The following is a 25,658-nucleotide window of genomic DNA, read 5'->3' on the forward strand; positions in this document are numbered from 1 at the left end:
CCTTGGTCGAATGGGGTGATGCCGTGCCCAGTCTAGGTGGGTCAGACCCCCTTGCTGACCGAGCTCATGTTGAAGTCCGGCACCCGCAGGGCGGGCATCGCGGCCCGGGTGAACCAGTCGCTCCACTCGCGCGGCAGCGTCTTCTCCGTACGACCCGCCTCCGAGGCCCGCGACAGCAGGTCCACCGGCGACTCGTTGAACCGGAAGTTGTTCACCTCGCCGACCACCTCGCCGTTCTCGACCAGGTAGACGCCGTCCCGGGTCAGCCCGGTGAGCAGCAGCGTCGCCGGGTCGACCTCGCGGATGTACCAGAGGCAGGTCAGCAGCAGACCGCGCCCGGTGGAGGCCGCCATCTCCTCCAGCGAACGCTCACCGCCGCCGTCCAGGATCAGGTTCCCCGCTCCCGGGGCCACGGGCAACCGAGTAAGCCCCGCCGAGTGCCGGGTGGTGACGAGCCGCTCCAGCTTCCCGTCCCGCACCCAGTCGACCGGACCCACCGGCAGGCCGTTGTCGAAGACGGACGAGTCGTCACCGGAGGAGTGCGCGATCACGAACGGCGCGGACTCCAGACCCGGCTCGTTCGGGTCGCTGCGCAGCGTCAGCGGAAGCCGCGAGAGCGTCTCGCCGAGCCGGGTGCCGCCGCCGGGCTTGGAGAAGACCGTACGGCCCTCCACCGCGTCCCGGGCCGCGGCGTTCCACTGCTGGTAGATCAGCAGGTCGGCCACGGCGGTCGGCGGCAGCAGCGTCTCGTACCGCCCGGCGGGCAGCTCGATCCGCCGCTCCGCCCAGCCGAGCCGCACCGCCAGGTCGGCGTCGAGCGCCGCCGGGTCGACGTCCTTGAAGTCCCGCGTCGCGCGCCCGGCCCAGGCGGAGCGCGAGCGGTCGGGGGACTTGGCGTTCAGCTCCAGGGTCCCGTTCGGCTGGTCGTGCCGGAGCCGCAGCCCGGTCGACGTGCCCAGGTAGGTGGAGGTCAGCTCGTGGCTGGCGAAACCGTACAGCTCGCGGCCGCCGGCCCGGGCCCGGGCGAAGGCCTCGCCGAGGGCGGGGGCGAAGTCCCCGAAGACGGCGGAGGAGGTCTCCGCCGGGGCGTCCGTGAAGTCGGGGGAGGCGGGCACGCCCTCCACCAGCGGCTGCGCGTCCTCGGCGGGCCCGGCGGACCGGGCGGCCTCCTCGGCGGCCCGCACCAGGGGCTCCAGGTCGTCCGCGGTCACGGCGGACCGGGAGACGACGCCGGAGGCGGTGCCCTGCGCGCCGTCGACGGTCGCGATCACCGTGAGCGTACGGCCCCGGGTGACGCCGTTCGTCGTGAGCGCGTTCCCCGCCCAGCGCAGATTGGCCGAGGACTCCTCGTCCGCGATGACCACGCACCCGTCGGCCCGGGACAGCTCCAGGGCCCGCTCGACGATCTCGTACGGCTTGCTGACGCGGCTCATCGACCGGCCTCCTGCGTCGTGTTCAGGCTGTGCTTGCCCGGGGGACGACCCCCGGACCCCCAGCAGAGGGTCCCGTACGCCATGGTCGCGATCATCGACCGGCCTCCTGCGTCGTGTTGAGGACCCCAGCAGAGGGTCCCGTACGCCATGGTCGCGATCATCGACCGGCCTCCTGCGTCGTGTTGAGGATGCGGCCCGCCGACCTGCTCCATCGAGCCCCAGAAGTCCGTGGTCGTCGCCTGGTACGCGACGTCCCGCAGCTGCCCGGCGAGCCGCCCGTTCTCGATGCGGAAGAAGCGCTGCCCGGTGAACTGGAAGTTGTACCGCTGCATGTCGATCGACCAGGACCGGTCGCCGACCACGTAGATGCCCCGCTCCACGCCCCCGATCAGGTCCTCCGTCGACAGACCGCCCGGGTCGGGCTGGAGCGAGACGTTCGCCATCCGCTGCACCGGCACGTGCGCGGGGGAGTCCGCGAGGGCGCAGCCGTTCGACCGCCCGAGGCCGGTGAGCTTCGCGATCCGCCGGTCCAGCTGGTAGCCGACGAGCGTGCCGTCCTTCACCAGGTCCCAGGACTGCGCCTCGACGCCCTCGTCGTCGTAGCCGATCGTCGCGAGCCCGTGCTCGGCGGTCCGGTCGCCCGTCACGTTCATGACCGAGGAGCCGTACGTCAGCTTGTTCAGCTGGTCGAAGGTGGCGAAGGAGGTGCCCGCGTAGGCCGCCTCGTACCCCAGGGCCCGGTCCAGCTCGGTGGCGTGCCCGATCGACTCGTGGATGGTCAGCCACAGGTTCGACGGGTCCACGACCAGGTCGTACCGCCCCGCCTCGACGCTCGGCGCCCGCATCTTCTCGGCGAGCAGCTCCGGGATCTCGTCCAGCTCCTTGTCCCAGTCCCAGCCCGTGCCGGTCAGGTACTCCCAGCCGCGCCCGACCGGCGGCGCGATCGTCCGCATCGAGTCGAACTCGCCGGTCGTCCCGTCCACGGCCACCGCCGTGAGCTGCGGGTGCAGCCGCACGCGCTGCTGGGTGGTCACGGTCCCGGCCGTGTCCGCGTAGAACTTGTTCTCGTGGACGGTGAGCAGCGAGGCGTCCACGTGCGCCACGCCCTCCGCCCGCAGCAGCCGCGCGCTCCAGTCGGCGAGCAGGGCGCTCTTCTCCTCGGAGGGCACGGAGAAGGGGTCGACCTCGTACGAGGAGACCCACACCTTGTCCTCGTGCACCGGCTCCGCCGCCAGCTCCACGCGTTCGTCCGAACCGGCCGCCGCGATCACCTGCGCCGACAGCTTGGCCATGGCGACCGCCTGCGAGGCGACCCGGGCCGCCCCGTCCATGGTCAGGTCGACACCGGAGGCGAACCCCCAGGCCCCGCCGTGCACCACCCGCACCGCGTAGCCGAGGTCCGTGGTGTCGGAGGAACCGGACGGTTTGGCGTCGCGCAATCGCCACGCGGCGCTGCGCACCCGCTCCAGGCGGAAGTCGGCGTGCTCGGCGCCCAGCGCGCGCGCCCGGGCGAGCGCCGCGTCGGCGAGCGCCCGAAGGGGCAGCGCGGTGAACGAAGGGTCGATCTGATGGACCACGAGCGGCCTCGCTCTCGGTGATCGGAAGACGGTGGTTCGACTGTCCCGGAAGTCAATCACGGGACGGGCGGCCGGGACGGCGCATTGCTTGCGCCCTTGGCGGAACCCTCTCCAACGGGTCACCGGGAGCCGGGCCTTGGAGGCCGAGGGGGGTCGGCCAGGGCCCCGCCGGGCCGGTTCGCGCCCCTCCGCGGCCCCGGACGGCGCCGGTCCCCGGCTGTAGGGACCCGACAGTGCGGCCCGTACGCCACTGTCGGAGGTCGATTCCTCATGTCGGGAGCGGTACCGATAGGTTTTCGGCTACCAGACCGCTATCGAAAGGGTGATCCGTTGAGCCGCTCGGTTCTCGTCACCGGAGGAAACCGGGGCATCGGCCTCGCCATCGCCCGCGCGTTCGCCGAGGCCGGCGACAAGGTCGCGTTCACGTACCGCTCCGGCGAGCCGCCGGCCGCCCTGGCCGAGCTGGGCTGCCTGGCCGTGAGGTGCGACATCACCGACGGCGAACAGGTGGAGCAGGCGTACAAGGAGATCGAGGAGAAGCACGGTCCGGTGGAGGTCCTCGTGGCCAACGCCGGCGTGACGAAGGACCAGCTCCTCATGCGCATGTCCGAGGAGGACTTCACCTCCGTCGTCGACACCAACCTGACCGGGACCTTCCGGGTCGTCAAGCGCGCCAACCGCGGGATGCTGCGTGCCAAGAAGGGCCGCGTCGTCCTGATCTCGTCGGTCGTCGGCCTGCTCGGCTCCGCGGGCCAGGCCAACTACGCGGCCTCCAAGGCCGGTCTGGTCGGCTTCGCCCGGTCCCTCGCGCGCGAGCTGGGCTCCCGCAACATCACCTTCAACGTCGTCGCGCCCGGCTTCGTCGACACGGACATGACCGCGGTGCTCACCGACGAACAGCGCGCGGGCATCGTGTCCCAGGTGCCCCTGGGCCGCTACGCGCGGCCCGAGGAGATCGCCGCCGCGGTGAGGTTCCTCGCCTCCGACGACGCCGCGTACATCACTGGAGCCGTCATCCCGGTTGACGGCGGATTGGGCATGGGTCACTGATCACCATGAGTGGAATCCTCGAGGGCAAGCGCATCCTCATCACCGGTGTGCTGATGGAGTCCTCCATCGCCTTCCACACCGCGAAGCTGGCCCAGGAGCAGGGCGCGGAGATCATCCTCACCGCCTGGCCCCGGCCGACGCTGACCGAGCGCATCGCCAAGAAGCTGCCCCGGCCCGAGAACGTGAAGGTCCTGGAGCTCGACGTCTCCGACGACGAGCACCTCGCGCGCCTGGAGGGCCAGGTCCGCGAGCACCTCGGCGACCGCCTCGACGGCGTCGTGCACTCCATCGGCTTCGCCCCGCAGGACGCGCTCGGCGGCAACTTCCTCAACACGCCGTTCGAGTCCGTCGCCACCGCCATGCACGTCTCGGCCTTCTCCCTGAAGTCCCTGACGATGGCGCTGCTGCCGCTGATGAGCGAGGGCGGCTCCGTCGTCGGCCTCACCTTCGACGCGAAGTTCGCCTGGCCGCAGTACGACTGGATGGGCCCGGCCAAGGCCGCCCTGGAGGCCACCAGCCGCTACATCGCCCGCGACCTGGGCAAGCAGAACATCCGCTGCAACCTGGTCTCGGCGGGCCCGCTGGGCTCGATGGCCGCCAAGTCCATCCCGGGCTTCGGCGAGCTGGCCTCCGTCTGGGACAGCCGCTCCCCGCTGGAGTGGGACCTCAGCGACCCGGAGCCGGCCGGCCGCGGCGTGGTCGCGCTGCTCTCCGACTGGTTCCCGAAGACGACGGGCGAGATCGTCCACGTCGACGGCGGTCTGCACGCGATCGGCGCCTGACGCCCCCCGCACGTGCGAGAAGGGCCGTGCGCCCGCCCCTCGGGCGGTGCGCACGGCCCTTCGCCGTCTCCCGGCCGCCGGGCTCCCGAACGCCGAAATCGAACACTCGACTCGAGAAGTAGCCCGAACGGCCCCAGACTGGTGCAGAGCGTGAAGGTCTGCTGCTGACGGGGAGGAGGTACGGGCATGCACGCGATACGTCGCGGAGCCGGGGCGTTCGCCTCGGTCGCCGTGCTGCTGACCGGGGTCGCCCTCGCCGCCGAGGTGCGCGCGGCCCCCGCCCCGGCCGGAGAGCGCCCCGCCCCGGCCGCGGAGGAACCGGAGAACTTCGGCGCCTCCTGCCGTACCGACGTCGAGGGCTCCCGCGTCACCGCCCACTGCCAGAACCCGTACCCGCGCACCGACCGGGTCCGCCTCCACGTCGAGTGCGAGCGGTGGTGGGACGTCGACACCGACAGCGCCCCCGTCGACGTCGGCCCCGCCGACTACGCCCAGCTCACCGGCCGCTGCTGGAAGGAGGTCCGGGCCGCCTGGATCACCCACCAGCCGGCGGACCCGGAACCCGCGCCGAGCTCCTCAGGCCCCTGAATCCGGTGAATCCCGTACGGGGCTCCGCAGGCACATGAAGGGGTAGCCGGCCGCCTCCGTACCCGCCCGCTCGGCGTCGCCGTCCCGGATCGCGTCCACCAGGCGCGCGTGGTCCATGTGGTTCTCCGGCCGCAGCTCCCGTCCCACGTCGTCCCGCAGCCACTGCCGCAGCAGATCGCCCAGGTCCGCGTAGAGCTCCGTGAGGACCTCGTTGCCCGAGGCGGCGACGACCGCGTGGTGGAAGGCCGCGTCGGCGGTCACGAACCGCTCCGCGTCGCCCGTCGCCCACGCCTCCTCGCGCCGTACGAGCAGCGCGTCGAGCTGCTTCAGGTCCCGCTCCGTGCGCCGCTCCGCCGCGAACCGCGCGGCGGCGGACTCCAGGGTCGAGCGCAGCTCGGCGACGTGCCGGGGGTCGGATCCGGCGAAACGCCGGTGCATGACGCCCGCCAGTTCGCTGGTGGCGGCCACGTACGTCCCGGAGCCCTGCCGGATGTCGAGCAGCCCGTTGTGGGCGAGCGCGCGGACCGCCTCGCGCACGGTGTTGCGGGCCACGCCCAACTGCTCGACCAGCTCGGGCTCGGTCGGGATGCGCGAGCCCACCGGCCACTCGCCGGAGGTGATCTGGTTCCGCAGCTCGGCGATCACCTGGTCGGAGAGACCTGCGCGCCGGGGATGGCCGAGGGCCATGGGGGCACCTTCCCGTTCGTTCGAGATTGGACAACCAATCATCCCATGATTCTATGATGGCTCCATGCCTGACGAGCCGAAGACCCTCGATCCCGCCGTCCGACCGGCCGCCACCGCCGGGGATTCTCCCGCACCGGACCGCGCCCGCCCCGCCGGCACGGAGCCCCAGGCGTCCCCGGCCGCCCGGACCCTTCCGACCCGTCGGTTCCTCGTCCCGGTCACCGTCGGACTCGTCCTGGCCGCGCTCAACCTGCGCCCCGCCATCACCAGCCTCGGCGCCCTCCTCGAAGAGGTCAGCGAAGGCCTCCACATGAGCGGCAGCGTCGCCGGCGTCCTCACCTCCGTGCCGCCGCTCTGCTTCGCGGTCTTCGGCATCACCGCCCCGCGCCTCGCCCGCCGCTTCGGCCCCGCCGCCGTCGTCTGCGCGGGCATGGCCGCGATCTTCACCGGCCTCGTCCTGCGGCCCCTCGCCGGCGGCACCGCCGCCTTCCTCGCCGCCAGCGCCCTCGCCCTCATGGGCATCGCCGTCAGCAACGTCCTGATGCCCGTCATCGTCAAGCGGTACTTCCCCGACCGCGTCGGCACCATGACCGGCCTCTACTCCATGGCGCTCGCCCTCGGCACCTCCGTCGCCGCCGCCGCGACCGTCCCGATGACCGACGCCCTCGGCGGGGACTGGCGCCTCGGCCTCGGCGTCTGGGCGGTCCTCGCCGCCCTCGCCGTCCTGCCCTGGCTCCCGCTCCTGCGCGACCGCGACGGCATCTCCGGCGGCCCCCGCACCTCCCGTACGGAAGCGGGGTCCGCGATCCCCGCCGAGGCCCCGCTCCAGGCCCCGCCCCGCGTCACCCGCAGCCGCACCGCCTGGGCCCTCGGCGCCTTCTTCGGCCTCCAGGCCACCGGTGCCTACATCACCATGGGCTGGATGCCGCAGATCTTCCGCGACGCCGGCGTCCCCGCCTCCACCGCGGGTGTGCTCCTCGCCGTCACCATGGTCATGGGCGTCCCGCTCGCCTTCGTCATCCCCCGGCTCGCCACCCGCATGAAGACCCAGGGCCCGATCGTCGTCGCCCTCGCCCTGTGCGGCCTCGGCGGCTACACCGGCCTCTTCCTCGCCCCGGCCGCCGGAGCCTGGATCTGGGCGGTGCTGCTCGGCGTCTCCAACTGCGCCTTCCCGCTCGCCCTCACCATGATCGGCATGCGTTCGCGCACCGGCGCCGGCGTCGTCCGCCTCTCCGCCTTCGCCCAGAGCGTCGGCTACCTCATCTCGATCCCCGGGCCCCTCCTCGTCGGCGTGCTCTACCAGCACAGCGGCGGCTGGGGACTGCCCATCGCGCTCATGGGAGGGCTGATGGTGCCTCAGATGATCGTCGGAATCCTGGCGGGCAGGGACCGGACGGTCGAGGACGAATGCTGAGGTGCGAGACTGTTCCCATGCCAGTCCTCGAACCCAATCCGCCGAACGGCCAGAAGAAGCTGCTCGCCGTGTTCGGCGCGATGATCGCCATCACCGTCGTCATCGGAATCATCGCCTCCATCGCCGCCCCGTGAGCCCCTCCGCCGACCTCGCGGCCCTTCGCCAGGGGGGTGGCCCCCGCATCCCCTAGGGGGCGGGTCTCAGGGTCGAGTGGGTGGATCACCGGATGGGCCGCGGCCCCTGCGCTCCGTACGTTGGGGGACGACGGCGAAAGCGGAGACCCATCCACGGAGGCGGCCATGTCGGTCCGTACGCGCAGCGGCACCAGCACCACGGCGACCGGTGCCGACACCCGGCTGCCCTGGTGGGTCCTCGCCCTCCCCGTGGCCGCCTTCACCGCCCTCCTGCTGCTCATGACCGGGCCGGGAGAGGCCCACGCGACCGGGGGAGACCCGAAGGTCGGACGGTTCCTGGAGCAGGTCCGGCAAACGCTCCCTCTCTGAGTCGGAGAGGCCCGTTTCGTGCGAAGCTGTGGACCATGAGCGTCGATACACCCCGCAGGATCGTGCTGCTCCGGCACGCGAAGGCAGACTGGCCCCAGGTGTCCGACCACGAGCGGCCCCTCGCCGAACGAGGCCGCTCGGACGCCCCCGTCGCGGGCCGCAGGCTCGCCGAGACCGGCATCGGCTTCGACCTGGCCCTCTGCTCGACCGCCGTCAGAACCAGGGAGACCTGGAAGCTCGCCGTGCACGAACTGCCGGAGCGCCCCAGGACCGTGTACGAGGACCGGCTGTACGAGGCCTCGCTCGGCGAGCTCATCGCCCTGCTCAACGACGTCCCGGACGAGGTCTCCGACCTCCTGGTCATCGGCCACAACCCCGGCATGCACGCCCTCGCCGACGCCCTCGCGGGCCGGGCCGAGGGCGACACCGCGACCCGCATGAACCGCAGCGGCTTCCCGACCTCCGCCTTCGCCGTCCTCACCTTCGACGGCTCCTGGAAGTCGGTCGAGCACGGCGTCGGCACCCTCGTCGACTTCTGGACCCCGCACGACTGACGAGGACCGCCCCCGCCCCCGTACACGCGGACCCCGCACCCCGTCCCGTACGCGCGAGGGCCCGGCCGTCCCGTACGCGCGAGGGCGCCCCGTTCCGTACGCGCGAGGGCCCGGCCGTCCCCAGGACGGCCGGGCCCCTCCCGTCGTGAGGACGCGCCCCCGGCTCAGTGCAGCAGCTCCTCGCCGCCGTCCGCCGCCTCGACCTCCTCGCGCGTGATCCCGAGCAGATAGAGCACGGTGTCCAGGAACGGCACGTTCACCGCCGTGTCGGCGGCCTTCCGCACCACCGGCTTGGCGTTGAACGCCACCCCGAGCCCGGCCGCGTTCAGCATGTCCAGGTCGTTGGCCCCGTCCCCGATCGCCACGGTCTGCGCCAGCGGCACCCCCGCCTCCGAGGCGAACCGGCGCAGCAGCCGCGCCTTGCCCGCCCGGTCCACGATCTCCCCGGTGACCCGCCCGGTGAGCTTCCCGTCCACGATCTCCAGGGTGTTGGCCGAGGCGAAGTCCAGCCCGAGGCGCTCCTTCAGGTCGTCGGTGACCTGCGTGAACCCGCCGGAGACCACGCCCACCTGGTAGCCGAGCCGCTTGAGCGTACGGATCAGGGTCCGGGCCCCGGGCGTCAGCCGCACCTCGGCGCGCACCTTGTCCACCACCGAGGCGTCCAGGCCGGCGAGCAGCGCCACCCGCGCGTGCAGGGACTGCTCGAAGTCCAGCTCGCCGCGCATCGCGGCCTCCGTCACCTCGGCGACCTTGTCCTCGCAGCCCGCGTGCGCCGCGAAGAGCTCGATCACCTCGTCCTGGATCAGGGTCGAGTCCACGTCCATGACGACGAGCCGCTGGGCGCGCCGGTGCAGACCGGCGGAGACCACGGCCACGTCGACCCCGATGGTGTGCGCCTCGACGGCGAGCGCGGTCCGCAGCGGCTCGGTCTCGCAGCCCGAGACCGCGAACTCGACGGCCGTCACCGGGTACTTCGCGAGGCGGAAGACCCGGTCGATGTTGCCGCCGGTCTCCGCGATCCTGGCCGCTATGGCCGCCGTCTGCTCCGCCGTGAGCGGGTTGCCGAGCACGGTGACGTGCGAGCGGCCCTCGCCCCGGGGGCGGTTGTCGCCCGTGCCGGAGATGATCTCGGCCTGGAGCTTCAGCGACTCGGCCCAGCTGTGCACGGTCGCCCGGAGCTCGCCCTGCGACGCGACGGTCGGCTCGGTGACGAGCGCGCACAGGACGAGGCGGCCGCGCGAGACGACCTGCTCGATGTCCACGACGTCGACGGAGTAGGCGGCGAGGGTGTCGAAGAGTCCCGCGGTGATCCCGGGACGGTCCTTCCCGAAGATCTTGACGAGAAGGGTGGGAACGTCCGAGGGGGAAACGTCTGAGGTCTGCGATGCGCTCATGGTGGTTCCCACCGTATCGGGCACCGCGCGCCCCCAGACCCCCCGTCCCGCGTACCGGACACCCGGGCCCCGGGCGGCCCGCGCCGCCCCGGCCCGCGCCCCGACTTTCCGAGAGGGGACCGGGCCTGAAATAGTTCCCCCCGGATGTTCGCCATCCCTGGACTCCCAGCGACGGGGGTACATCGGGGGACAAGTAGTGGGGCGTGGAGTGCCAGAACTCGTACTGGAATTGAATGGAAGGACCTGGACCCTCGATCCGTCCAGGTCGTACACCGTGGGCCGGGACCCGCAGGGAGACCTGGTCATCGACGACGCCAGGGTCTCGTGGCGCCACGCCACGATCAGCTGGGGCGGCCGGAGCTGGGTCATCGAGGACCACGGCTCCACGAACGGCACGTTCGTCCAGGGGCAGCGGATCCACCAGATGGAGATCGGCCCCGGCTCGGCCGTCCACCTGGGCAACGCGACCGACGGCCCGCGGCTGAATCTCGCCGCCGGAGCCCAGGCCGGACACCAGCCCCAGCAGCCCGTGCAGCAGCAGCCGGCGCACCACCGGCCGCCGGTGGCCCAGCCCGTCCCGGCCCACCAGGCCGCGGAGCAGGCCGAGTGGGCCACCCACCAGGCACCGCCGCAGCACCAGGCCCCGCAGCCGCAGCAGGCCGGCTGGCAGCAGCAGCCCGCGCAGCCGCAGGTCCCGCACCAGCAGGGACACGGTCACCCCGGCGCCGCCGCGGGGGCGTCGTCGGCCTACTCCGACCGCAGCCCCACCACGTTCCACGAGCTGTCGCTCGGCCGCGTCATGCGCATCGGCCGCGCCCTGGAGAACGAACTCGTCGTCTCCGACCTCCAGGTCTCGCGGCACCACGCCGAGTTCCACGCGACGCCCGACGGGCGCTTCGAGATCCGCGACCTCGGCTCGCACAACGGCACGTACGTCAACGGCCAGCCGATCGCCAAGGGCGGCACCGCCCTCCTCGGCCCGCAGGACATCGTCGGCGTCGGCCACTCGACCTTCCGCATCGTCGGCGGCCAGCTGGAAGAGTTCGTCGACACCGGCTCGGTCTCCTTCTCGGCCCGCCACCTCACGGTCACGGTCGACGGCGGCAAGCAGATCCTCAAGGACGTCACCTTCGGCGTCCCGGAGAAGTCGCTGATCGGCGTCATCGGCCCGTCCGGCTCCGGCAAGTCCACGCTCCTCAAGGCGCTGACCGGCTACCGCCCGGCCAACGAGGGCGACGTCCTCTACGACAACCGGAGCCTCTACAAGCAGTTCGCCGAGCTGCGCCAGCGCATCGGCCTGGTCCCGCAGGACGACATCCTGCACAAGGAGCTGACCGTCCAGAAGGCGCTGCGCTACGCGGCCAAGCTCCGCTTCCCCGGCGACACCGCGACCGCCGAGCGCGAGGCCCGCATCGACGAGGTGCTGCGCGAGCTCAAGCTCGACATCCACAAGGAGAAGAAGGTCACCTCCCTCTCCGGCGGCCAGCGCAAGCGCGTCTCCGTGGCCCTGGAGCTCCTCACCAAGCCCTCGCTGATCTTCCTGGACGAGCCGACCTCCGGCCTCGACCCGGGCATGGACCGCGACGTCATGCAGCTGCTCCGCGGCCTCGCCGACGACGGCCGCACGGTCCTCGTCGTCACCCACTCGGTGGCCGAGCTGGGCCTGTGCGACAAGCTCCTCGTGATGGCGCCCGGCGGCTCGGTGGCGTACTTCGGCCCGCCGGAGGAGGCGCTGAACTTCTTCGGCTACTCCACCTGGGCCGACGTCTTCTCCGCCTTCGAGAACTACCGCGACTACGACTGGGCGGGCCGCTGGAAGGGCTCGCAGCACTACCAGCTGTACGCCGCGGACATCGACGCCGTCGCCGCCCAGCCCGTCCAGGTGCCGCAGCAGGCGATGTCCCGCCCGCCGAAGCCGCAGAGCTGGGGCTCCCAGCTGTGGACCCTGATCCGCCGCTACGTCTCGGTGATCGCGTCCGACAAGGGCTTCCTGGGCCTGATGGTGATCCTGCCGGCCGTCCTCGGCGCGGTCTCGGTCGTCATCCCGGCCGACTTCGGCCTCGGCTCGCCGACCCCGCCGTCCCGCTTCAACGGCGACGCCGGCACGATCATGCTGATCCTCGCGGTCGGCATGTGCTTCAGCGGCGCCGCCAACTCGGTCCGCGAACTGATCAAGGAACGGGTCATCTACGAACGGGAGCGCGCCACCGGCCTCTCCCGCTCCGCGTACCTGATGTCCAAGGTCATCGTCCTGGGTCTGATCACGGCCTTCCAGGGCGTCATCATCTGCGGCATCGGCTTCTCCACCCGGGCGCTGCCCGAGGAGGGCCTCTTCATGCCGCCGGCCGTCGAGCTGTGCGTCCAGGTCATCGCCCTGGGCCTCACCTCGATGATGTTCGGCCTGGTCATCTCCGCGCTCGTGAAGACCGCCGAGAAGACCATGCCGCTCCTGGTGATGTTCGCGATCGTCCAGGTCGTCTTCACCGGCATCCTGTTCCAGGTGTACGGCTCGCCCGGCCTGGAGCAGTTCGCCTGGCTGATGCCGTCCCGCTGGGGCATCGCCGGCGCCGGCACCACCCTCGACCTGGCCCGCCTCATGCCGCCGTGGGACCCGAAGAACCCCACGGACACCGACCCCCTGTGGGAGCACACGGCCGGCCAGTGGGGCATGGACCTCGGCGTCCAACTCCTGATGGCGGTCGTCTTCTGCGTCGTCGTGGCGCGGCTGCTGCGCCGCCACGAGCCCGAGGTCATGCGCAAGTAACCGGGGGGCGAACGCGTCCGAGGGCGGCATCCCGTGCGGGGTGCCGCCCTTCGGCGTACCGGTGCGCGATCAGTACGCGCTGTTGACGTTGTCCATCGAGCCGTAGCGGTCGGCGGCGTAGTTGCAGGCCGCGACGATGTTGGCGACCGGGTCGTACAGGTCGAACTTGGTGCCCTTGACGTGGTACCGCTCGAAGGTCGGCTGGATGACCTGGAGCAGACCCTTCGAGGGGATGCCGTTGATGGCGTTGATGTCCCAGTTGTTGATGGCGCGCGGGTTGCCGGAGGACTCGCGCATGATGTTGCGGTGGATGCCCGCGTAGCTGCCCGGGATGTCGTGCTTGTCCATGATGAACAGCGCCTCGCGGATCCAGCCGTCGAGGTTGTTCGCGAAGACCGGGGTGCGGGTGACGGAGCGGTTTGCGGCGGCCTTCTCGGCGGCGCGCTTCTTGGCGGCGGCCTGGGCCTTCGCCTTCGCGGCGGCCTTGGCCTTCGCGGCGGCCTTGGCCTGGGAGACGGCCTTCGCCTTCGCGGCCTTGGCCTCGGCGGCGGCCTTCGCCTGGGCGGCGAGGTTCGCCTTGGCCCTGGCCTCCTGCTGGGCCTTCAGACCGAGGGCGGTCTGCTGCTCGTTGAGGCCGGCGGCCAGCGCCTTGGCCTGGGTGCTGTTCGCGTCGTAGGACCACGCGACCTTCTGAGTACCGGTGGAGAGAGCCTGGGGCTCGGTCTCGGTGGAACCGTTACCGGGAACCAGGGAGAGCGTGAGAGCCGCGGCGCCCAGAGCGGCGACGCCGGCGATCGTGGCCTTGTGGGTCTTCTTCAGACCACGACGACTGTGGCCAGGGGTGTTCGCAGACATGCAGGACTACCTCTTCGAATCGCTGGGGGTCGCTCCGGCCGGGGGCGGCACACGCCTCACTCGGCGGCGACGGATGCAATTCTTAGCGGCAGCAAAATCTGGTGGCAAAGGTGTGACGTACGAAGCCGGATAGTGGACCGGGGGGCCGGGAGGGGTCCGCAGGACGTCCCGTGTGCCCGTTTTTCTCCGTCCTTATCCGACCTTGAGGTCTCCACTAAGCGGCTTCGTAAGTGACGTGGGTCCTATGCCCGGCCTCACACGGGGGAGGCCTCGAACTCACCCCGAGTTGCTTCAGCAATGCATACGGTGAGCCTTCTCCTCCCGAAGGAGGAGATGGACGTCCCCGAACTCGTGCCAGAGGTAGCGGTCCCTCACCGCCGCGGCGTACGCGCTCCGCAGCGCCGCCCGCCCGGCGACGGCCTCCAGCATCAGCAGGTGCGAGGCCTCCGGCTCGTGCAGCCCGGTGAGCAGCCCGTCCACCACCCGCACGCCCCGCGCGGGCGTCACGACCAGATCGGTCCAGCCCCGGACCTCCCGCACCCGCCCGCCGCCCTCCGGCACCGCCGACTCCAGCGCCCGCACCACGGTCGTCCCCACCGCGATCACGCGCCCCCCGCCGTCCCGCGCCGCGTTCACCAGGGCCGCCGTCGCCGCCGGGACCTCGAAGCGCTCCGGGTACGGCGGCTCGTGCGCCTCCGCCGACGCCACCCCCGTATGAAGGGAGAGCGGGGCGATCCGCACGCCCCGCGCCTCCAGCTCCGCCACGAGCCGCGCCGTGAAGGGCCGCCCCGCGCTCGGCATCTCCGCCGAGCCCCCACCGCCGGGGGAGGGGCGCGCGAAGACCGTCTGGTACGCGGACAGCGGCTGGTCCCGCTCCGTGTACCCGTACCGGATCGGCCGCCCGTACCGCCCGAGCAGCCCCGGCACGTCCCCGTACGCCCGCGCCCACCACAGCCGCCCGCTCCCCGGCACCAGCGGCCCCGCCAGCTCGATCCGCCCCCCGCCCGGCAGCCGCACGACCGCCCCCGCCGGGCCGCCCGCACGCGGGCGCGTACTGCCCGACGGCTCCGGCGAGCGCAGCTCCACCGCCCACCGCCCGTCGTCGCCCCGCGTCGAGAAGTGCACCACCACCGGCTCCCCGCCCGGCTCGGGCCCGAGCCGCCCGTCCACCGCCGCCGCCAGCGTCGGCGACGTGTTGACGACGAGCGCGTCCCCGGCCCGCAGCAGTGACGGCAGCTCCCGGAAGACGTGGTGCGACACCACCTCGCCCCGCGACACCAGCAGCCGCACGTCGTCCCGGCCGCGCCCCGGCCCCCGCTGCTCGGCCGGCACCCGGGCCGACAGCTCCTCCGGCACGCGCAGCCCTTCGAGCCCGTCCACCACGACGCTCACCGGCCCGGCCCCGTGGTCCTCGCGTGCGCGTGCGCGGGCGCAGAACCAGCAGAACCAGCAGAACCAGACGCGGGCACGGGCGCAGGCGGGGACGCGGACCCGGGCGCCACCGTCTCCGGCGACGCCGCCCCCGCCACCCCGTACCGCCCGCTCGCCGGACGCCGGTCGAGGAGGGAGAGGAGCCCCGGCACCACGGACTCCGGACTCGGCCGCCCGCCGACCCCCGACGGGTCCGCCGCCGCGTACAGGTCCGTCTCCATGTCCCCCGGATCCACCGCCCACACCCGCAGCCCCGGCTCCTCCACCGCGAGCACCGCCGCCAGCAGGTCGGCCGCCGCCTTCGACGCCCCGTACCCGCCCCACGTCCCGTACGCCTCCACCGCCGCGTCCGAGCTGACCACGACCACCGCCCCCGCCCCGCTCTCCCGCAGCACCGGCAGCCCCTCCTGCACGAGGCCGAGGACCGCCACCACGTTCGTCTCCAGGGCCTCCCGCAGGCCCTCCAGCGGCTGCTCCTCCAGACGCACCAGCGGCGCGGCCCCCAGGGCGCTCGCGTTGTTCACCAGCAGGTCGAGCCCGCCGAGCCGCCGAGCCGCCGCCACCAGCTCCCGCCGGTGGACCGCGTCCCGGACGTCCCCGGGCAGCGCCACCACCCGCGTCCCGTGCGCCGCGCGGACCGCCGCCGCGCCCTCCTCGAGGACGTCCGCCGTCCGGGCGTCGAGCACGAGGTCCCAGCCTCGTCCCGCAAGCCCGTGGGCCAGGGCCAGGCCCAGCCCCTTCGACGCCCCCGTCACGATCGCGACAGCCATGGCCACCGCCCCTTTCCGTCCATCCGCTCGGACACCGACGGCTCCACCCTCCGGCGCGGCCCCCGCCCGCCGCCTCGTCCCCGCGCCCGGACCGCCGAGGGCACTTCGACCTAGGTCCCGGGACCCGCCCCGGCCTCGTCCCCGGACGGATACGGACGGTCACACCCCGCCGGTACGGTGAACACATGAGCCATCGACCCAGCTCCGGCCTGGCCGCCGTGAGCACCGCCCTCCTGGCGATGAGCCGCCACCTGGAGGTCCGCGACGTCCTCAAGACGATCGTGGCCTCGGCCCGCGAGCTCCTCGACGCCGAGTACGCGGCCCTCGGCGTCCCCGACGACCACGGCGGCTTCGCCCAGTTCGTGGTCGACGGCGTCAGCGACGAGCAGTGGCGGGCGATCGGCCCGCTGCCCCGCCAGCACGGCATCCTCGCCTCGATGCTCCACAAGGCCGAGCCCGAGCGGCTCGCCGACGTCCGCGAGGACCCCCGCTTCGAGGGCTGGCCCGCCGCCCACCCCGAGATGTCCGACTTCATCGGCCTGCCCGTCCGGGACGGCGACGAGATCATCGGCGCCCTCTTCCTCGCCAACAAGCGCTGCCCCAGGGAGGACGGCCGCTGCGGCTTCACCGCCGACGACGAGGCCCTGCTCTCGATCCTCGCCCAGCACGCCGCCATCGCCCTCACCAACGCGCGCCTGTACGAGCGCAGCCGCGAACTCACCATCGCCGAGGAGCGCTCCCGCCTCGCCCACGAGCTGCACGACGCCGTCAGCCAGAAGCTGTTCTCGCTCCGGCTGACCGCCCAGGCCGCCGCCGCCCTCGTGGACCGCGACCCGGTCCGCGCCAAGGGCGAGCTCCAGCAGGTCGCCGCGCTCGCCGCCGAGGCCGCCGACGAGCTGCGCGCCGCCGTCGTCGAGCTGCGCCCCGCCGCCCTGGACGAGGACGGCCTCGTCCACACCCTGCGCACCCAGATCCAGGTCCTGGACCGCGCCCACTCCGCCCGGGTCACCTTCGAGAGCCCCGGCGTCCGCGCCCTGCCGGCCGCCCAGGAGGAGGCCGTCCTCCGGGTCGCCCAGGAGGCCCTGCACAACGCCCTGCGGCACGCGGACGCGAAGCTGGTCCGGGTCTCCCTCACCCGCGACGGCCGGGGCGCCCGGCTCACCGTCACCGACGACGGCAAGGGTTTCGACCCGCGTACGGTCCGCAGCGCCGGACGCCACCTCGGCCTGGTCTCCATGCGGGACCGGGCGGGCGGCGTCGGCGGACGGCTCACCGTGACCTCGGCCCCGGGCGAGGGCACCACGATCGAGATGGAGGTCCCCGGTGGCTGACAAGCCCATCCGCGTCCTGCTGGTGGACGACCACCAGGTCGTCCGCCGAGGCCTGCGCACCTTCCTGGAGGTGCAGGACGACATAGAGGTCGTGGGGGAGGCCGGCGACGGCGACGAGGGCGTCGCCCGCGCCGAGGAACTCCGCCCCGACGTGGTCCTCATGGACGTGAAGATGCCCGGTACGGACGGGATCGAGGCCCTGAGGCGGCTCCGCGGGCTCGCCAACCCCGCCAGGGTCCTGATCGTCACCAGCTTCACCGAGCAGCGAACGGTCGTCCCGGCCCTCCGCGCCGGCGCCTCCGGATACGTCTACAAGGACATCGACCCCGACGCCCTGGCCGGCGCGATCCGCTCCGTCCACGCCGGACACGTCCTGCTCCAGCCCGAGGTCGCCGGCGCGCTCCTCTCCCCGGACGACTCCCACGGCGGTACGGGCCGGGGGCCGTCCCTCACCGAACGGGAGCGGGAGGTCCTCGGCCTGATCGCGGACGGGCGCTCCAACCGCGAGATCGCCCGCGCCCTCGTCCTCTCCGAGAAGACGGTCAAGACGCACGTCTCGAACATCCTGATGAAGCTCGACCTCGCGGACCGCACCCAGGCGGCCCTCTGGGCGGTGCGCCACGGCCTCACCCGCTGACGCGCCCCCCGTGCGCGCCGGGCGCACGACCGTTCACCCCTTCATACCGTCGTGTGTACGTCCCCCGTTCGGCGCAACCTCCCGGGGAGCGGGGCGTTCTCCAGGGCATGCTGCGGCGGATCGCCCGCAGTGATGACCAGGAGGAATCACCAAGTGAACAAGTTCAAGAAGGCCGCTGCCCTCACCATGGTCACCGGTGGCATCGTCGCCGCCGGTGCGGGCGTCGCCTCCGCCGACGCGGGTGCCGAGGCCGCGGCCGTCCACTCCCCGGGCGTCGCCTCCGGCAACGCGGTGCAGGTCCCGGTCCACGTCCCCGTGAACGTCTCCGGCAACACGGTCAACGTGATCGGCCTGCTCAACCCGGCCTTCGGCAACGGCGCCGTCAACGACTGACCCGCCGCCGAACGCCCCCGCCCCCCGGACGATCCCCCCGGGGGCCGGGGGTTTCCCTTTTCCCCACCGACCACAGCGGCTCCGCCGACCAGAGCCGCCGCGCCGACCACAGCGGCTCCGCCCACCAGAGCCGCCGCGCCGACCCCGCCCCGGGCCTCAGAACCCCCGGTCCCGCTCCCGTTCCTCCACGTACGCGTTGTAGGCGGCGACCTGCGCCCGCCGCGCCACCCGCTCCACCGGCCGCAGCGCCTCCCCCCGCGCCGCCCCCCGCGCCCCGCCCCGGGCCTCAGAACCCTCGGTCCCGCTCCCGTTCCTCCACGTACGCGTTGTAGGCGGCGACCTGCGCCCGCCGCGCCACCCGCTCCACCGGCCGCAGCGCCTCCCCCCGCGCCGCCCGGACCGCGCGCGGCGGGTAGCCCGGGGCCAGGACCTCGCGGCCCACCTCCGACCGCGCCCGGTACGCCTCCCGCGCCACCTCCACCGCCGGGCCCGAGGCCGCCACGTCGAGCCGGGTCAGCACCGCCGTCGCGTCCCGCAGCGCCTCCGCCAGCTCCCGTTCCGCCTCGCCGAGCGACGGCACGTCCGCCGGCGGCGCCTCCCGCACCGCGAGACAGCGCCACACCACCTCCACGTGCACGTCCCCCGCCGGACCCGCCTCCGAGACCTCCGGCACGAGACCGTACGGCGCGCCGAAGCCCACCACCGCCTCCTCCGCCTCCAACGCGCGCGCGTTGAAGTCCGGCGGCCCGCTCAGCCCCAGCGGATGGCCCGGCGCCGGCAGCGCCACCCGCCACCCGGTCACCCCGAGCCGCCGCAGCCGCCCCAGGGCCAGCGTCAGCCCCACCGGCCCCGCCTCACCCGGCAGCCCCTCCACGCGGTGCACCGCGTCCTCCCCGACAATGGCCATGGCCGCCTCGTCCGGCGACACCGCCCCGGCCAGCAGGGCATTGCCCCAGGCGGCCAGACGTCCTGAGCGTGGTTCCGAAAGCATCCCCCCAGACTAAGGACTCGGGGGAAACACCAGGGCCTGTCCGGCCCGCTCCGGCGATAACGTAGGTTTTCCCCTGGACGCCGCGCCCGCCGGCGCAAGGCGACGACACTCGACCGCAAGGGGAGACAACGCGCTCATGAGCGATGTACTGGAGCTGGTGGACGTATCCGTGGTCCGCGACGGACGGGCTCTGGTGGACGACGTCTCCTGGTCGGTCAAGGAGGGGGAACGCTGGGTGATCCTCGGCCCCAACGGCGCCGGCAAGACCACCCTCCTGAACGTCGCCTCCAGCTACCTCTTCCCCACCAAGGGCACCGCCCGCATCCTGGGCGAGCAGCTCGGCGGCGTCGGCACCGACGTCTTCGAACTCCGCCCCCGCATCGGCATGGCCGGCATCGCCATGGCCGAGAAGCTCCCCAAGCGCCAGACCGTCCTGCAGACCGTCCTCACCGCCGCGTACGGCATGACCGCCACCTGGAACGAGGACTACGACCCGGTCGACGAGGACCGCGCCAAGGCCTTCCTCGACCGCCTCGGCATGAACGACTACCTGGACCGCAGGTTCGGCACCCTCTCCGAGGGCGAGCGCAAGCGCACCCTGATCGCCCGCGCGATGATGACCGACCCCGAGCTCCTCCTCCTCGACGAGCCCGCCGCCGGCCTCGACCTCGGCGGCCGCGAGGACCTGGTCCGCCGACTCGGCCGCCTCGCCCGCGACCCGTACGCCCCCTCCATGATCATGGTCACCCACCACGTCGAGGAGATCGCCCCCGGCTTCACCCACGTCCTGATGATCCGTCAGGGCAAGGTGCTCGCCGCCGGTCCCGTCGAGACCGAGCTCACCTCCCGCAACCTCTCCCTCTGCTTCGGCCTCCCGCTCGTCGTCGAGCGCCTGGAGGACCGCTGGACCGCCCGCGGCCTGCCGCTGAAGTGACCGGCCGGGCGCCGTGACCGCACAGCACCGCGCCCTGTCCCGGAAGCACCCGCCGCCCTACCATGAACGGGTGGACATCGACGCGTGGGTGTGGTGGCTGATCGTCGCGGTGGGACTCGGCATTCCCCTGGTCCTCACCGCGATGCCGGAGTTCGGCATGTTCTCCGTGGGGGCGGTCGCGGGAGCGGTGACCGCCGCCCTCGGCTTCGGCATCGTTCCCCAAGTACTCGTCTTCGTCGCCGTCTCCGTGGCGCTCATCGCGGTGGTACGCCCCCTCGCCGCCCGCCACCGGGGCGACGGACCCGGACTCTCCAGCGGCGTCGACGCCCTGAAGGGACGTCAGGCCGTCGTCCTGGAACGGATCGACGCCACCGGCGGGGGCCGCATCAAACTCGCCGGAGAGGTCTGGTCCGCCCGCGCGCTCGACGCCGGACAGACCTTCGAACCGGGCGAACAGGTCGACGTCGTCGAGATCGACGGCGCTACCGCCGTGATCATGTGACCGAACCTCGCCCATGACGTTCCGGCGTCTGCGAGACTCGATCATCGAAAGCAAACCGGCAGTCAACCGGCAGCGAAGGGCACGGGGAACACGATGTCAGCAGTCATCATCGTCCTGATCATTCTGGTGGTGCTCGTCTTCATCGCCCTGATCAAGACGATCCAGGTCATCCCGCAGGCGAGCGCGGCGATCGTCGAGCGCTTCGGCCGCTACACCCGCACGCTCAACGCCGGACTGAACATCGTCGTCCCGTTCATCGACTCCATCCGCAACCGGATCGACCTGCGCGAACAGGTCGTCCCCTTCCCGCCGCAGCCGGTCATCACCCAGGACAACCTGGTCGTGAACATCGACACGGTCATCTACTACCAGGTCACCGACGCCCGGGCCGCCACCTACGAGGTCGCCAGCTACATCCAGGCCATCGAGCAGCTCACCGTCACCACCCTCCGCAACATCATCGGCGGCATGGACCTGGAGCGGACCCTCACCTCCCGCGAGGAGATCAACGCGGCCCTGCGCGGCGTCCTCGACGAGGCCACCGGCAAGTGGGGCATCCGCGTCAACCGCGTCGAGCTCAAGGCGATCGAGCCCCCGACCTCCATCCAGGACTCGATGGAGAAGCAGATGCGCGCCGAGCGCGACAAGCGCGCCGCCATCCTCACCGCCGAGGGCACACGCCAGTCCGCGATCCTCACCGCCGAGGGCGAGAAGCAGTCGCAGATCCTCCGCGCCGAGGGCGAGGCCAAGGCCGCCGCGCTGCGCGCCGAGGGCGAGGCCCAGGCCGTCCGCACGGTCTTCGAGGCCATCCACGCCGGCGACCCCGACCAGAAGCTCCTCTCCTACCAGTACCTCCAGATGCTCCCGAAGATCGCCGAGGGCGACGCCAACAAGCTCTGGATCGTGCCCAGCGAGATCGGCGACGCCCTCAAGGGCCTCTCCGGCGCCTTCGGAAACATCGGCTCGGGCGCCCCCGGCTTCAACACCAAGACGGGCGCGCCCGAAAGGCGAGACGAACCGCCGGTTGACTGACACGTACACGTAATTCTCGTGCATGATCGGTACGAGCCCCTCGACCCCGGCGACCCCGGAGCGGGGAGGCGATCCACCGATCCTGTAAGGAGAAGGCGTTGTCCCTCTGGGAAGCCCTGGCGGTCTTCGCCGCCGGCATCGGCGCCGGCACCATCAACACGATCGTGGGATCGGGAACGCTGATCACGTTCCCGGTCCTCCTCGCGACCGGACTGCCACCGATCACCGCCAACGTCTCCAACGCCCTCGGCCTCGTCCCCGGCTCCGTCAGCGGCGCCATCGGCTACCGCCGCGAACTCAAGGGCCAGAAGAAGCGCGTCCTCCGCCTCGGCGCCGCCGCCCTCGCCGGCGGCCTCGTCGGCGCGATCCTGCTCCTCGCCCTCCCGTCCGACGCCTTCGACGCGATCGTCCCCGTCCTCATCGGACTCGCCCTCGTCCTGGTCCTCCTCCAGCCCCGCATCGCGGCGGCCGTGCAGCGCCGACGCGAGCGGACCGGGTCCGAGGCACACCCCGACGGCGGCCCCGCCCTCCTCGTCGGCCTCCTCCTCGCCAGCATGTACGGCGGGTACTTCGGCGCCGCCCAGGGCGTCCTCTACCTCTCCCTCATGGGCCTGCTGCTCCACGACGACCTCCAGCGCGTCAACGCCGTCAAGAACATCCTCGGAGCCCTCGTCAACGGCGTCGCCGCCGTCTTCTTCCTCTTCGTGGCGGAGTTCGACTGGACGGCCGTCCTGCTCATCGCCGTCGGCTCCACGATCGGCGGCCAGCTCGGCGCCAAGGTCGGCCGCAGGCTCTCGCCCGCCGTCCTGCGCGGGGTGATCATCGCCGTCGGCGTCGTCGCCATCCTCCAACTGACCCTCAAGTGACACGGAAGGGCCCGCCTCCCACCGGGGAGACGGGCCCTCGCATACGGATCGAATCCGCGGGTACGCGGACTACGCGGCCGAGTTCGCCAGCCACTCCGGCAGCGCGGACCGCTCGCTCGCCCGCAGCGCGAGCAGCATCGCGTCCGCCGGGGTCGGCTCGAACGGCTGGTGCAGCAGCGGCATCCCCGCCTGCTCCGGCGTCCGGTCGGCCTTGCGGTGGTTGTCCTCGGCACAGGACGCCACCGTGTTCAGCCAGGTGTCCTCGCCCCCCTGGGCCCTCGGCACGACGTGGTCGACCGTGGTCGCCCGCTTCCCGCAGTACGCGCACCGGTGCTGGTCCCGGACCAGCACCCCCCGTCTCGACCACGGGGCCTGTCTTCGGAAGGGCACCCGGACGTACCGGCAGAGTCTGATCACCCGGGGCACCGGCAGATCGACGGCGGCACCGCGCACCCGCAGCTCGGGATGGGCCTGCTCGACGACGGCCTTGTCCTGCAGCACGAGCACCACCGCACGGTTCAGAGTGACCGTCGAAAGCGGCTCGAAGCTCGCGTTGAGTACCAGCGTGTCCCGCATGTTGCCCACCTCCCGTGTGCCGGCCCGGCCCCCCGTACGGGACTTCGGGCTTGGATCAACGATGGCCGGGCCGGCCGGGTCGGACAACGCAATTTCTCGCGAAACAAAAGGTGCCCGCTTCTGATCTCTCCAAGACCAGAAGCGGGCAAACAACAAACGAACGATCAGCCCGCGGCAGGAGCCGCGTACTCACCGACCAACTGCGCACGGCCCAGCGTGTGGAACCGCAGATTGAAACCGACCACCGCCGGCGAGGCGTCGGCGTCCGGCCCCAGCTTCTCGCTGTCCACCGCGTACACCGTGAAGACGTAACGGTGCGCCGGATCCCCCTCCGGGGGAGCCGCGCCGCCGAACTCCTTCGCGCCGTAGTCGTTGCGGGCGTGCACGGCACCGGCCGGCAGCCCCTCGAACGCACCCGAACCGGCCCCGGCCGGCAGCTCCGTCACCGACGCCGGGATGTCGAACAGCACCCAGTGCCAGAACCCGCTGCCCGTCGGGGCGTCCGGATCGAAGCAGGTGACGGCGAAGCTCTTGGTCTCCGCCGGGAAACCCTCCCACCGCAGCTGCGGCGAGGCGTTCCCCTCCGCGTACACCTGAGCGTCCTTCAGGACCCCGCCCGGCGCGATGTCGTCGCTCACCACCGTGAACGCCGCCACCGGCGGATGGAAGTCGTGGGGGAGCGGCGCCCTCTTGCCCTCGGACACGTAGAAACCCTCCGTATCGCCCGTCGCCGCCGCGGCACTCCTGCCTCGCGGCCCGACGGCCCCGGCGGCCTTACGGACCCGAGCCTAGAGCCAGTTGCGACGGCCGCCGACCTCGGCGAGCCACTGGTTCAGGTAAGCCGCCCAATCGGTGGTGTGGAAGTCGTGCAGCCCCACCTTGAAGGACCGGTAGGAGTCGCTGCCCTCGGTGAACAGACCCGGCTTCTTGTCCATCTCCAGGACGACGTCCATCTCGCGGTCGTCGGCGACGAAGCTGACCTCGACCTGGTTCAGGCCGTGGTACTGCTGCGGCGCGAAGAACTCGATCTCCTGGTAGAAGGGCAGCTTCTGCCGCGTCCCCCGGATGTGCCCCCGCTCCATGTCCGCGCTCTTGAAGCGGAAGCCCAGCTGGAGGAAGGCGTCCAGGATCGCCTGCTGCGCCGGCAGCGGGTGCACGTTGATCGGGTCCAGGTCGCCGGAGTCCACGGCGCGCGCGATCTCCAGCTCCGTGGTCACGCCGATGTTCATGCCGTGCAGCTGCTGCCCCGACACGGCGGTGATCGGCGTCTCCCACGGGATCTCCAGGCCGAACGGCACCACGTGCACCGCGCCGGCCTGCACCTGGAAGGCCCCGCCGAGGCGCACCTTCACGAACTCGATGTCCTGCTTCTGCTCCTGGTCGCCGCCCTCCACCTCCACGCGCGCCTGGAGCCCGACGGACAGCCCCTCGATCTGCTGGTCGACGTTGCCGCCCTGGATCCGCACCTCGCCCTGGACGACCCCGCCCGGGACCACGTTCTCCTCGGTGAGCACCGTCTCCACGGTGGCCCCGCCGGCACCCAGGCTCGCGAGCAGCTTCTTGAATCCCATGGCTTTCACTCCTTCTCGGTCCTGACCCCTACATACGCGCGAAGACGGTAACCGGTTCCGCGCCGGTCCCCACTACGCTCGGACGCCATGAACGAGAGCCCCGACCGTACGCCGCTCCCGCGGTCCTTCTTCGACCGTCCCGTCCTGGAGGTGGCCCCGGACCTCCTCGGGCGCACCCTCGTCCGCACCACGGAGGAAGGACGGATCGAGCTGCGCCTCACGGAGGTGGAGGCGTACGCCGGCGCGATCGACCCGGGCTCGCACGCCTTCCGGGGGCAGACGGCGCGCAACGCCGTCATGTTCGGCCCGCCCGGACACGCGTACGTGTACTTCACCTACGGCATGTGGCACTGCCTCAACCTGGTGTGCGGCCCCGTGGGCAGCGCGAGCGGGGTCCTGCTGCGCGCGGGGGAGATCGTGAGCGGCGCCGAGCAGGCCCGCCCCCGCCGCCGCTCGGCCCGCAAGGACGAGGAGCTGGCCAAGGGCCCGGCGCGCCTGGCCACCGCCCTCGACGTCGCGCTCTCCCTGAACGGCGAGGACGCCTGCGCCGGCCCGGCCGCCCCGCTCGCCGTCCTCACCGGCACCCCGCCCGCCCCGGACCTGGTCCGCAGCGGCCCCCGCACGGGGGTCGGCGGCGAAGGCGCCCCGCATCCCTGGCGCTTCTGGATCGACGGGGACCCCACGGTCAGCCCGTACCGCGCCCACACCCCCCGCAAGAGGAACAAGGAGGGCCTTGACTCGGACCGACGAAGTGCGTAATGTGGCCCGAGCCGCTGGACCAGGGCCTGCTTGTTCAAGCACCCCCTGCAGTGGCCATCCACTACTCAAGAAGATTCCCTCGGCGAGGGCGTATTCCGGCATGCCGTAATGCGTTTCGAATGGCTCGATTATGAGTCGCCGGAGAAATCCGCTAAAGTAGTGACCACGCCGGAAGGCCCCCGGAGTGAAAGCGAAAGGGACCGGAAAGCACCGAGGAAATCGGGTCGGAAAGATCTGATAGAGTCGGAGACGCAAGACCGAAGG

General features: G+C 72.3%; 26 protein-coding genes and 1 pseudogene. 16 read left to right on the forward strand and 11 right to left on the reverse strand.

What is annotated here, in order from left to right:
- Nucleotides 1-41: 41 nt before the first annotated feature.
- Entirely contained in the window at nucleotides 42-1,433 is a 1,392-nt protein-coding gene (locus tag OO47_RS19265; protein WP_030204928.1) for a metallopeptidase TldD-related protein, read from the reverse strand.
- 91 nt (nucleotides 1,434-1,524) lie between these two features.
- A pseudogene (locus OO47_RS33440) lies at nucleotides 1,525-3,010 on the reverse strand (TldD/PmbA family protein).
- 330 nt (nucleotides 3,011-3,340) lie between these two features.
- On the opposite strand from OO47_RS33440, the gene fabG reads away from it, so the two are divergent.
- From fabG to OO47_RS19285, 3 genes are all read left to right on the forward strand, one after another.
- Complete coding sequence (fabG, locus tag OO47_RS19275; protein WP_030204922.1) at nucleotides 3,341-4,060, forward strand: 3-oxoacyl-[acyl-carrier-protein] reductase; 720 nt, start codon at nucleotides 3,341-3,343, stop codon at nucleotides 4,058-4,060.
- 5 nt (nucleotides 4,061-4,065) lie between these two features.
- Nucleotides 4,066-4,842: an enoyl-ACP reductase FabI gene (gene fabI, locus OO47_RS19280; protein ID WP_030204920.1), complete on the forward strand. Its 777-nt coding sequence runs from the start codon at nucleotides 4,066-4,068 to the stop codon at nucleotides 4,840-4,842.
- A gap of 186 nt (nucleotides 4,843-5,028) precedes the next feature.
- A complete protein-coding gene (locus OO47_RS19285; protein WP_030204916.1) occupies nucleotides 5,029-5,430 on the forward strand; it encodes a hypothetical protein in 402 nt (133 codons plus the stop codon).
- On the opposite strand, the gene OO47_RS19290 is transcribed toward OO47_RS19285, so the two are convergent.
- Nucleotides 5,419-6,117 carry a FadR/GntR family transcriptional regulator gene (locus OO47_RS19290; RefSeq protein WP_030204912.1) on the reverse strand — a complete coding sequence of 233 codons (699 nt, stop codon included), beginning with the start codon at nucleotides 6,115-6,117 and terminating at the stop codon, nucleotides 5,419-5,421. The two genes, OO47_RS19285 and OO47_RS19290, sit on opposite strands and share 12 nt — an antisense overlap.
- A 64-nt stretch (nucleotides 6,118-6,181) precedes the next feature.
- Between OO47_RS19290 and OO47_RS19295 the strand changes: the two genes are divergently transcribed.
- The 4 genes from OO47_RS19295 to OO47_RS19305 all read left to right on the forward strand — a co-directional run bounded on the left by OO47_RS19295 (nucleotide 6,182) and on the right by OO47_RS19305 (nucleotide 8,588).
- Nucleotides 6,182-7,531: a CynX/NimT family MFS transporter gene (locus OO47_RS19295; RefSeq protein WP_030204909.1), complete on the forward strand. Its 1,350-nt coding sequence runs from the start codon at nucleotides 6,182-6,184 to the stop codon at nucleotides 7,529-7,531.
- 17 nt (nucleotides 7,532-7,548) lie between these two features.
- Nucleotides 7,549-7,665 carry an SGM_5486 family transporter-associated protein gene (locus tag OO47_RS38465; protein WP_267883698.1) on the forward strand — a complete coding sequence of 39 codons (117 nt, stop codon included), beginning with the start codon at nucleotides 7,549-7,551 and terminating at the stop codon, nucleotides 7,663-7,665.
- Between the two features lie 165 nt (nucleotides 7,666-7,830).
- Complete coding sequence (locus OO47_RS19300; protein ID WP_030204903.1) at nucleotides 7,831-8,034, forward strand: hypothetical protein; 204 nt, start codon at nucleotides 7,831-7,833, stop codon at nucleotides 8,032-8,034.
- A 35-nt stretch (nucleotides 8,035-8,069) separates the two neighbouring features.
- The gene (locus OO47_RS19305) at nucleotides 8,070-8,588 is read left to right on the forward strand and encodes a SixA phosphatase family protein (protein WP_030204902.1); all 519 of its coding nucleotides are present in this window, start codon (nucleotides 8,070-8,072) and stop codon (nucleotides 8,586-8,588) included.
- A 164-nt stretch (nucleotides 8,589-8,752) separates the two neighbouring features.
- Here OO47_RS19305 and serB read toward each other — a convergent pair whose 3' ends face one another.
- A complete protein-coding gene (gene serB / locus OO47_RS19310; protein ID WP_030204901.1) occupies nucleotides 8,753-9,982 on the reverse strand; it encodes a phosphoserine phosphatase SerB in 1,230 nt (409 codons plus the stop codon).
- A gap of 196 nt (nucleotides 9,983-10,178) precedes the next feature.
- Here serB and OO47_RS19315 point away from each other — a divergent pair, with 196 nt between their 5' ends.
- Nucleotides 10,179-12,746 (forward strand): ABC transporter ATP-binding protein/permease, encoded by a 2,568-nt coding sequence (locus OO47_RS19315; protein WP_030204900.1) that lies wholly within the window; start codon nucleotides 10,179-10,181, stop codon nucleotides 12,744-12,746.
- A gap of 69 nt (nucleotides 12,747-12,815) precedes the next feature.
- Here the strand turns inward: OO47_RS19315 and OO47_RS19320 are convergent, their stop codons facing one another.
- The 3 genes from OO47_RS19320 to OO47_RS19330 form a co-directional block, all read right to left on the reverse strand.
- Entirely contained in the window at nucleotides 12,816-13,601 is a 786-nt protein-coding gene (locus OO47_RS19320; RefSeq protein ID WP_030204899.1) for a transglycosylase SLT domain-containing protein, read from the reverse strand.
- 291 nt (nucleotides 13,602-13,892) lie between these two features.
- Nucleotides 13,893-14,993, reverse strand: coding sequence for an S-adenosylmethionine:tRNA ribosyltransferase-isomerase (locus OO47_RS19325; protein ID WP_051715136.1), 1,101 nt, complete (start codon nucleotides 14,991-14,993; stop codon nucleotides 13,893-13,895).
- On the reverse strand, nucleotides 14,990-15,802 hold the full coding sequence (locus OO47_RS19330) for an SDR family NAD(P)-dependent oxidoreductase (protein ID WP_078489743.1): 813 nt from the start codon (nucleotides 15,800-15,802) through the stop codon (nucleotides 14,990-14,992). The genes OO47_RS19325 and OO47_RS19330 overlap by 4 nt, the downstream gene beginning before the upstream one ends.
- 185 nt (nucleotides 15,803-15,987) lie before the next feature.
- On the opposite strand from OO47_RS19330, the gene OO47_RS19335 reads away from it, so the two are divergent.
- The 3 genes from OO47_RS19335 to OO47_RS19345 all read left to right on the forward strand — a co-directional run bounded on the left by OO47_RS19335 (nucleotide 15,988) and on the right by OO47_RS19345 (nucleotide 18,163).
- Nucleotides 15,988-17,133 carry a GAF domain-containing sensor histidine kinase gene (locus tag OO47_RS19335; protein WP_030204895.1) on the forward strand — a complete coding sequence of 382 codons (1,146 nt, stop codon included), beginning with the start codon at nucleotides 15,988-15,990 and terminating at the stop codon, nucleotides 17,131-17,133.
- Nucleotides 17,126-17,770: a response regulator gene (locus OO47_RS19340; RefSeq protein ID WP_030204894.1), complete on the forward strand. Its 645-nt coding sequence runs from the start codon at nucleotides 17,126-17,128 to the stop codon at nucleotides 17,768-17,770. Before OO47_RS19335 ends, OO47_RS19340 begins: the two co-directional genes overlap by 8 nt.
- A 132-nt stretch (nucleotides 17,771-17,902) precedes the next feature.
- Nucleotides 17,903-18,163 carry a chaplin gene (locus OO47_RS19345; protein ID WP_030204892.1) on the forward strand — a complete coding sequence of 87 codons (261 nt, stop codon included), beginning with the start codon at nucleotides 17,903-17,905 and terminating at the stop codon, nucleotides 18,161-18,163.
- A gap of 286 nt (nucleotides 18,164-18,449) precedes the next feature.
- On the opposite strand, the gene OO47_RS19350 is transcribed toward OO47_RS19345, so the two are convergent.
- Complete coding sequence (locus OO47_RS19350) at nucleotides 18,450-19,154, reverse strand: hypothetical protein (RefSeq protein ID WP_063831916.1); 705 nt, start codon at nucleotides 19,152-19,154, stop codon at nucleotides 18,450-18,452.
- Nucleotides 19,155-19,290: 136 nt separating this feature from the next.
- Here OO47_RS19350 and OO47_RS19355 point away from each other — a divergent pair, with 136 nt between their 5' ends.
- The 4 genes from OO47_RS19355 to OO47_RS19370 all read left to right on the forward strand — a co-directional run bounded on the left by OO47_RS19355 (nucleotide 19,291) and on the right by OO47_RS19370 (nucleotide 22,488).
- Nucleotides 19,291-20,088, forward strand: coding sequence for an ABC transporter ATP-binding protein (locus tag OO47_RS19355; RefSeq protein ID WP_030204886.1), 798 nt, complete (start codon nucleotides 19,291-19,293; stop codon nucleotides 20,086-20,088).
- 70 nt (nucleotides 20,089-20,158) lie between these two features.
- The gene (locus OO47_RS19360; protein WP_030204885.1) at nucleotides 20,159-20,590 is read left to right on the forward strand and encodes an NfeD family protein; all 432 of its coding nucleotides are present in this window, start codon (nucleotides 20,159-20,161) and stop codon (nucleotides 20,588-20,590) included.
- Between the two features lie 93 nt (nucleotides 20,591-20,683).
- A complete protein-coding gene (locus tag OO47_RS19365; protein WP_030204884.1) occupies nucleotides 20,684-21,622 on the forward strand; it encodes an SPFH domain-containing protein in 939 nt (312 codons plus the stop codon).
- A gap of 98 nt (nucleotides 21,623-21,720) precedes the next feature.
- Nucleotides 21,721-22,488: a sulfite exporter TauE/SafE family protein gene (locus tag OO47_RS19370; RefSeq protein WP_030204881.1), complete on the forward strand. Its 768-nt coding sequence runs from the start codon at nucleotides 21,721-21,723 to the stop codon at nucleotides 22,486-22,488.
- Nucleotides 22,489-22,557: 69 nt separating this feature from the next.
- On the opposite strand, the gene OO47_RS19375 is transcribed toward OO47_RS19370, so the two are convergent.
- The 3 genes from OO47_RS19375 to OO47_RS19385 form a co-directional block, all read right to left on the reverse strand.
- Nucleotides 22,558-23,064, reverse strand: a complete 507-nt coding sequence (locus OO47_RS19375) for an HNH endonuclease (RefSeq protein WP_030204878.1) — start codon at nucleotides 23,062-23,064, stop codon at nucleotides 22,558-22,560.
- A gap of 164 nt (nucleotides 23,065-23,228) precedes the next feature.
- The gene (locus tag OO47_RS19380) at nucleotides 23,229-23,768 is read right to left on the reverse strand and encodes a YbhB/YbcL family Raf kinase inhibitor-like protein (protein WP_030204875.1); all 540 of its coding nucleotides are present in this window, start codon (nucleotides 23,766-23,768) and stop codon (nucleotides 23,229-23,231) included.
- An 84-nt stretch (nucleotides 23,769-23,852) separates the two neighbouring features.
- Nucleotides 23,853-24,635, reverse strand: coding sequence for a sporulation protein (locus tag OO47_RS19385; RefSeq protein ID WP_030204872.1), 783 nt, complete (start codon nucleotides 24,633-24,635; stop codon nucleotides 23,853-23,855).
- Between the two features lie 87 nt (nucleotides 24,636-24,722).
- Here OO47_RS19385 and OO47_RS19390 point away from each other — a divergent pair, with 87 nt between their 5' ends.
- Nucleotides 24,723-25,394 carry a DNA-3-methyladenine glycosylase gene (locus OO47_RS19390; protein WP_030204869.1) on the forward strand — a complete coding sequence of 224 codons (672 nt, stop codon included), beginning with the start codon at nucleotides 24,723-24,725 and terminating at the stop codon, nucleotides 25,392-25,394.
- Nucleotides 25,395-25,658: the final 264 nt, after the last annotated feature.

This window comes from Streptomyces bikiniensis, assembly GCF_000716625.1.
In the GTDB taxonomy this organism is placed as follows: Bacteria; Actinomycetota; Actinomycetes; order Streptomycetales; family Streptomycetaceae; genus Streptomyces; species Streptomyces bikiniensis.

Excerpts from the sequence above, each read along its gene's own strand:
- OO47_RS19265 (WP_030204928.1), bottom strand. The coding sequence starts at position 1,433 with ATGAGCCGCGTCAGCAAGCCGTACGAGATCGTCGAGCGGGCCCTGGAG.
- fabI (WP_030204920.1), top strand. The coding sequence starts at position 4,066 with ATGAGTGGAATCCTCGAGGGCAAGCGCATCCTCATCACCGGTGTGCTG.
- OO47_RS19285 (WP_030204916.1), top strand. The coding sequence starts at position 5,029 with ATGCACGCGATACGTCGCGGAGCCGGGGCGTTCGCCTCGGTCGCCGTG.
- OO47_RS19290 (WP_030204912.1), bottom strand. The coding sequence starts at position 6,117 with ATGGCCCTCGGCCATCCCCGGCGCGCAGGTCTCTCCGACCAGGTGATC.
- OO47_RS19295 (WP_030204909.1), top strand. The coding sequence starts at position 6,182 with ATGCCTGACGAGCCGAAGACCCTCGATCCCGCCGTCCGACCGGCCGCC.
- OO47_RS38465 (WP_267883698.1), top strand. The coding sequence starts at position 7,549 with ATGCCAGTCCTCGAACCCAATCCGCCGAACGGCCAGAAGAAGCTGCTC.
- OO47_RS19300 (WP_030204903.1), top strand. The coding sequence starts at position 7,831 with ATGTCGGTCCGTACGCGCAGCGGCACCAGCACCACGGCGACCGGTGCC.
- OO47_RS19305 (WP_030204902.1), top strand. The coding sequence starts at position 8,070 with ATGAGCGTCGATACACCCCGCAGGATCGTGCTGCTCCGGCACGCGAAG.
- serB (WP_030204901.1), bottom strand. The coding sequence starts at position 9,982 with ATGAGCGCATCGCAGACCTCAGACGTTTCCCCCTCGGACGTTCCCACC.
- OO47_RS19320 (WP_030204899.1), bottom strand. The coding sequence starts at position 13,601 with ATGTCTGCGAACACCCCTGGCCACAGTCGTCGTGGTCTGAAGAAGACC.
- OO47_RS19330 (WP_078489743.1), bottom strand. The coding sequence starts at position 15,802 with ATGGCTGTCGCGATCGTGACGGGGGCGTCGAAGGGGCTGGGCCTGGCC.
- OO47_RS19335 (WP_030204895.1), top strand. The coding sequence starts at position 15,988 with ATGAGCCATCGACCCAGCTCCGGCCTGGCCGCCGTGAGCACCGCCCTC.
- OO47_RS19345 (WP_030204892.1), top strand. The coding sequence starts at position 17,903 with ATGACCAGGAGGAATCACCAAGTGAACAAGTTCAAGAAGGCCGCTGCC.
- OO47_RS19350 (WP_063831916.1), bottom strand. The coding sequence starts at position 19,154 with ATGCTTTCGGAACCACGCTCAGGACGTCTGGCCGCCTGGGGCAATGCC.
- OO47_RS19355 (WP_030204886.1), top strand. The coding sequence starts at position 19,291 with ATGAGCGATGTACTGGAGCTGGTGGACGTATCCGTGGTCCGCGACGGA.
- OO47_RS19365 (WP_030204884.1), top strand. The coding sequence starts at position 20,684 with ATGTCAGCAGTCATCATCGTCCTGATCATTCTGGTGGTGCTCGTCTTC.
- OO47_RS19375 (WP_030204878.1), bottom strand. The coding sequence starts at position 23,064 with ATGCGGGACACGCTGGTACTCAACGCGAGCTTCGAGCCGCTTTCGACG.
- OO47_RS19385 (WP_030204872.1), bottom strand. The coding sequence starts at position 24,635 with ATGGGATTCAAGAAGCTGCTCGCGAGCCTGGGTGCCGGCGGGGCCACC.
- OO47_RS19390 (WP_030204869.1), top strand. The coding sequence starts at position 24,723 with ATGAACGAGAGCCCCGACCGTACGCCGCTCCCGCGGTCCTTCTTCGAC.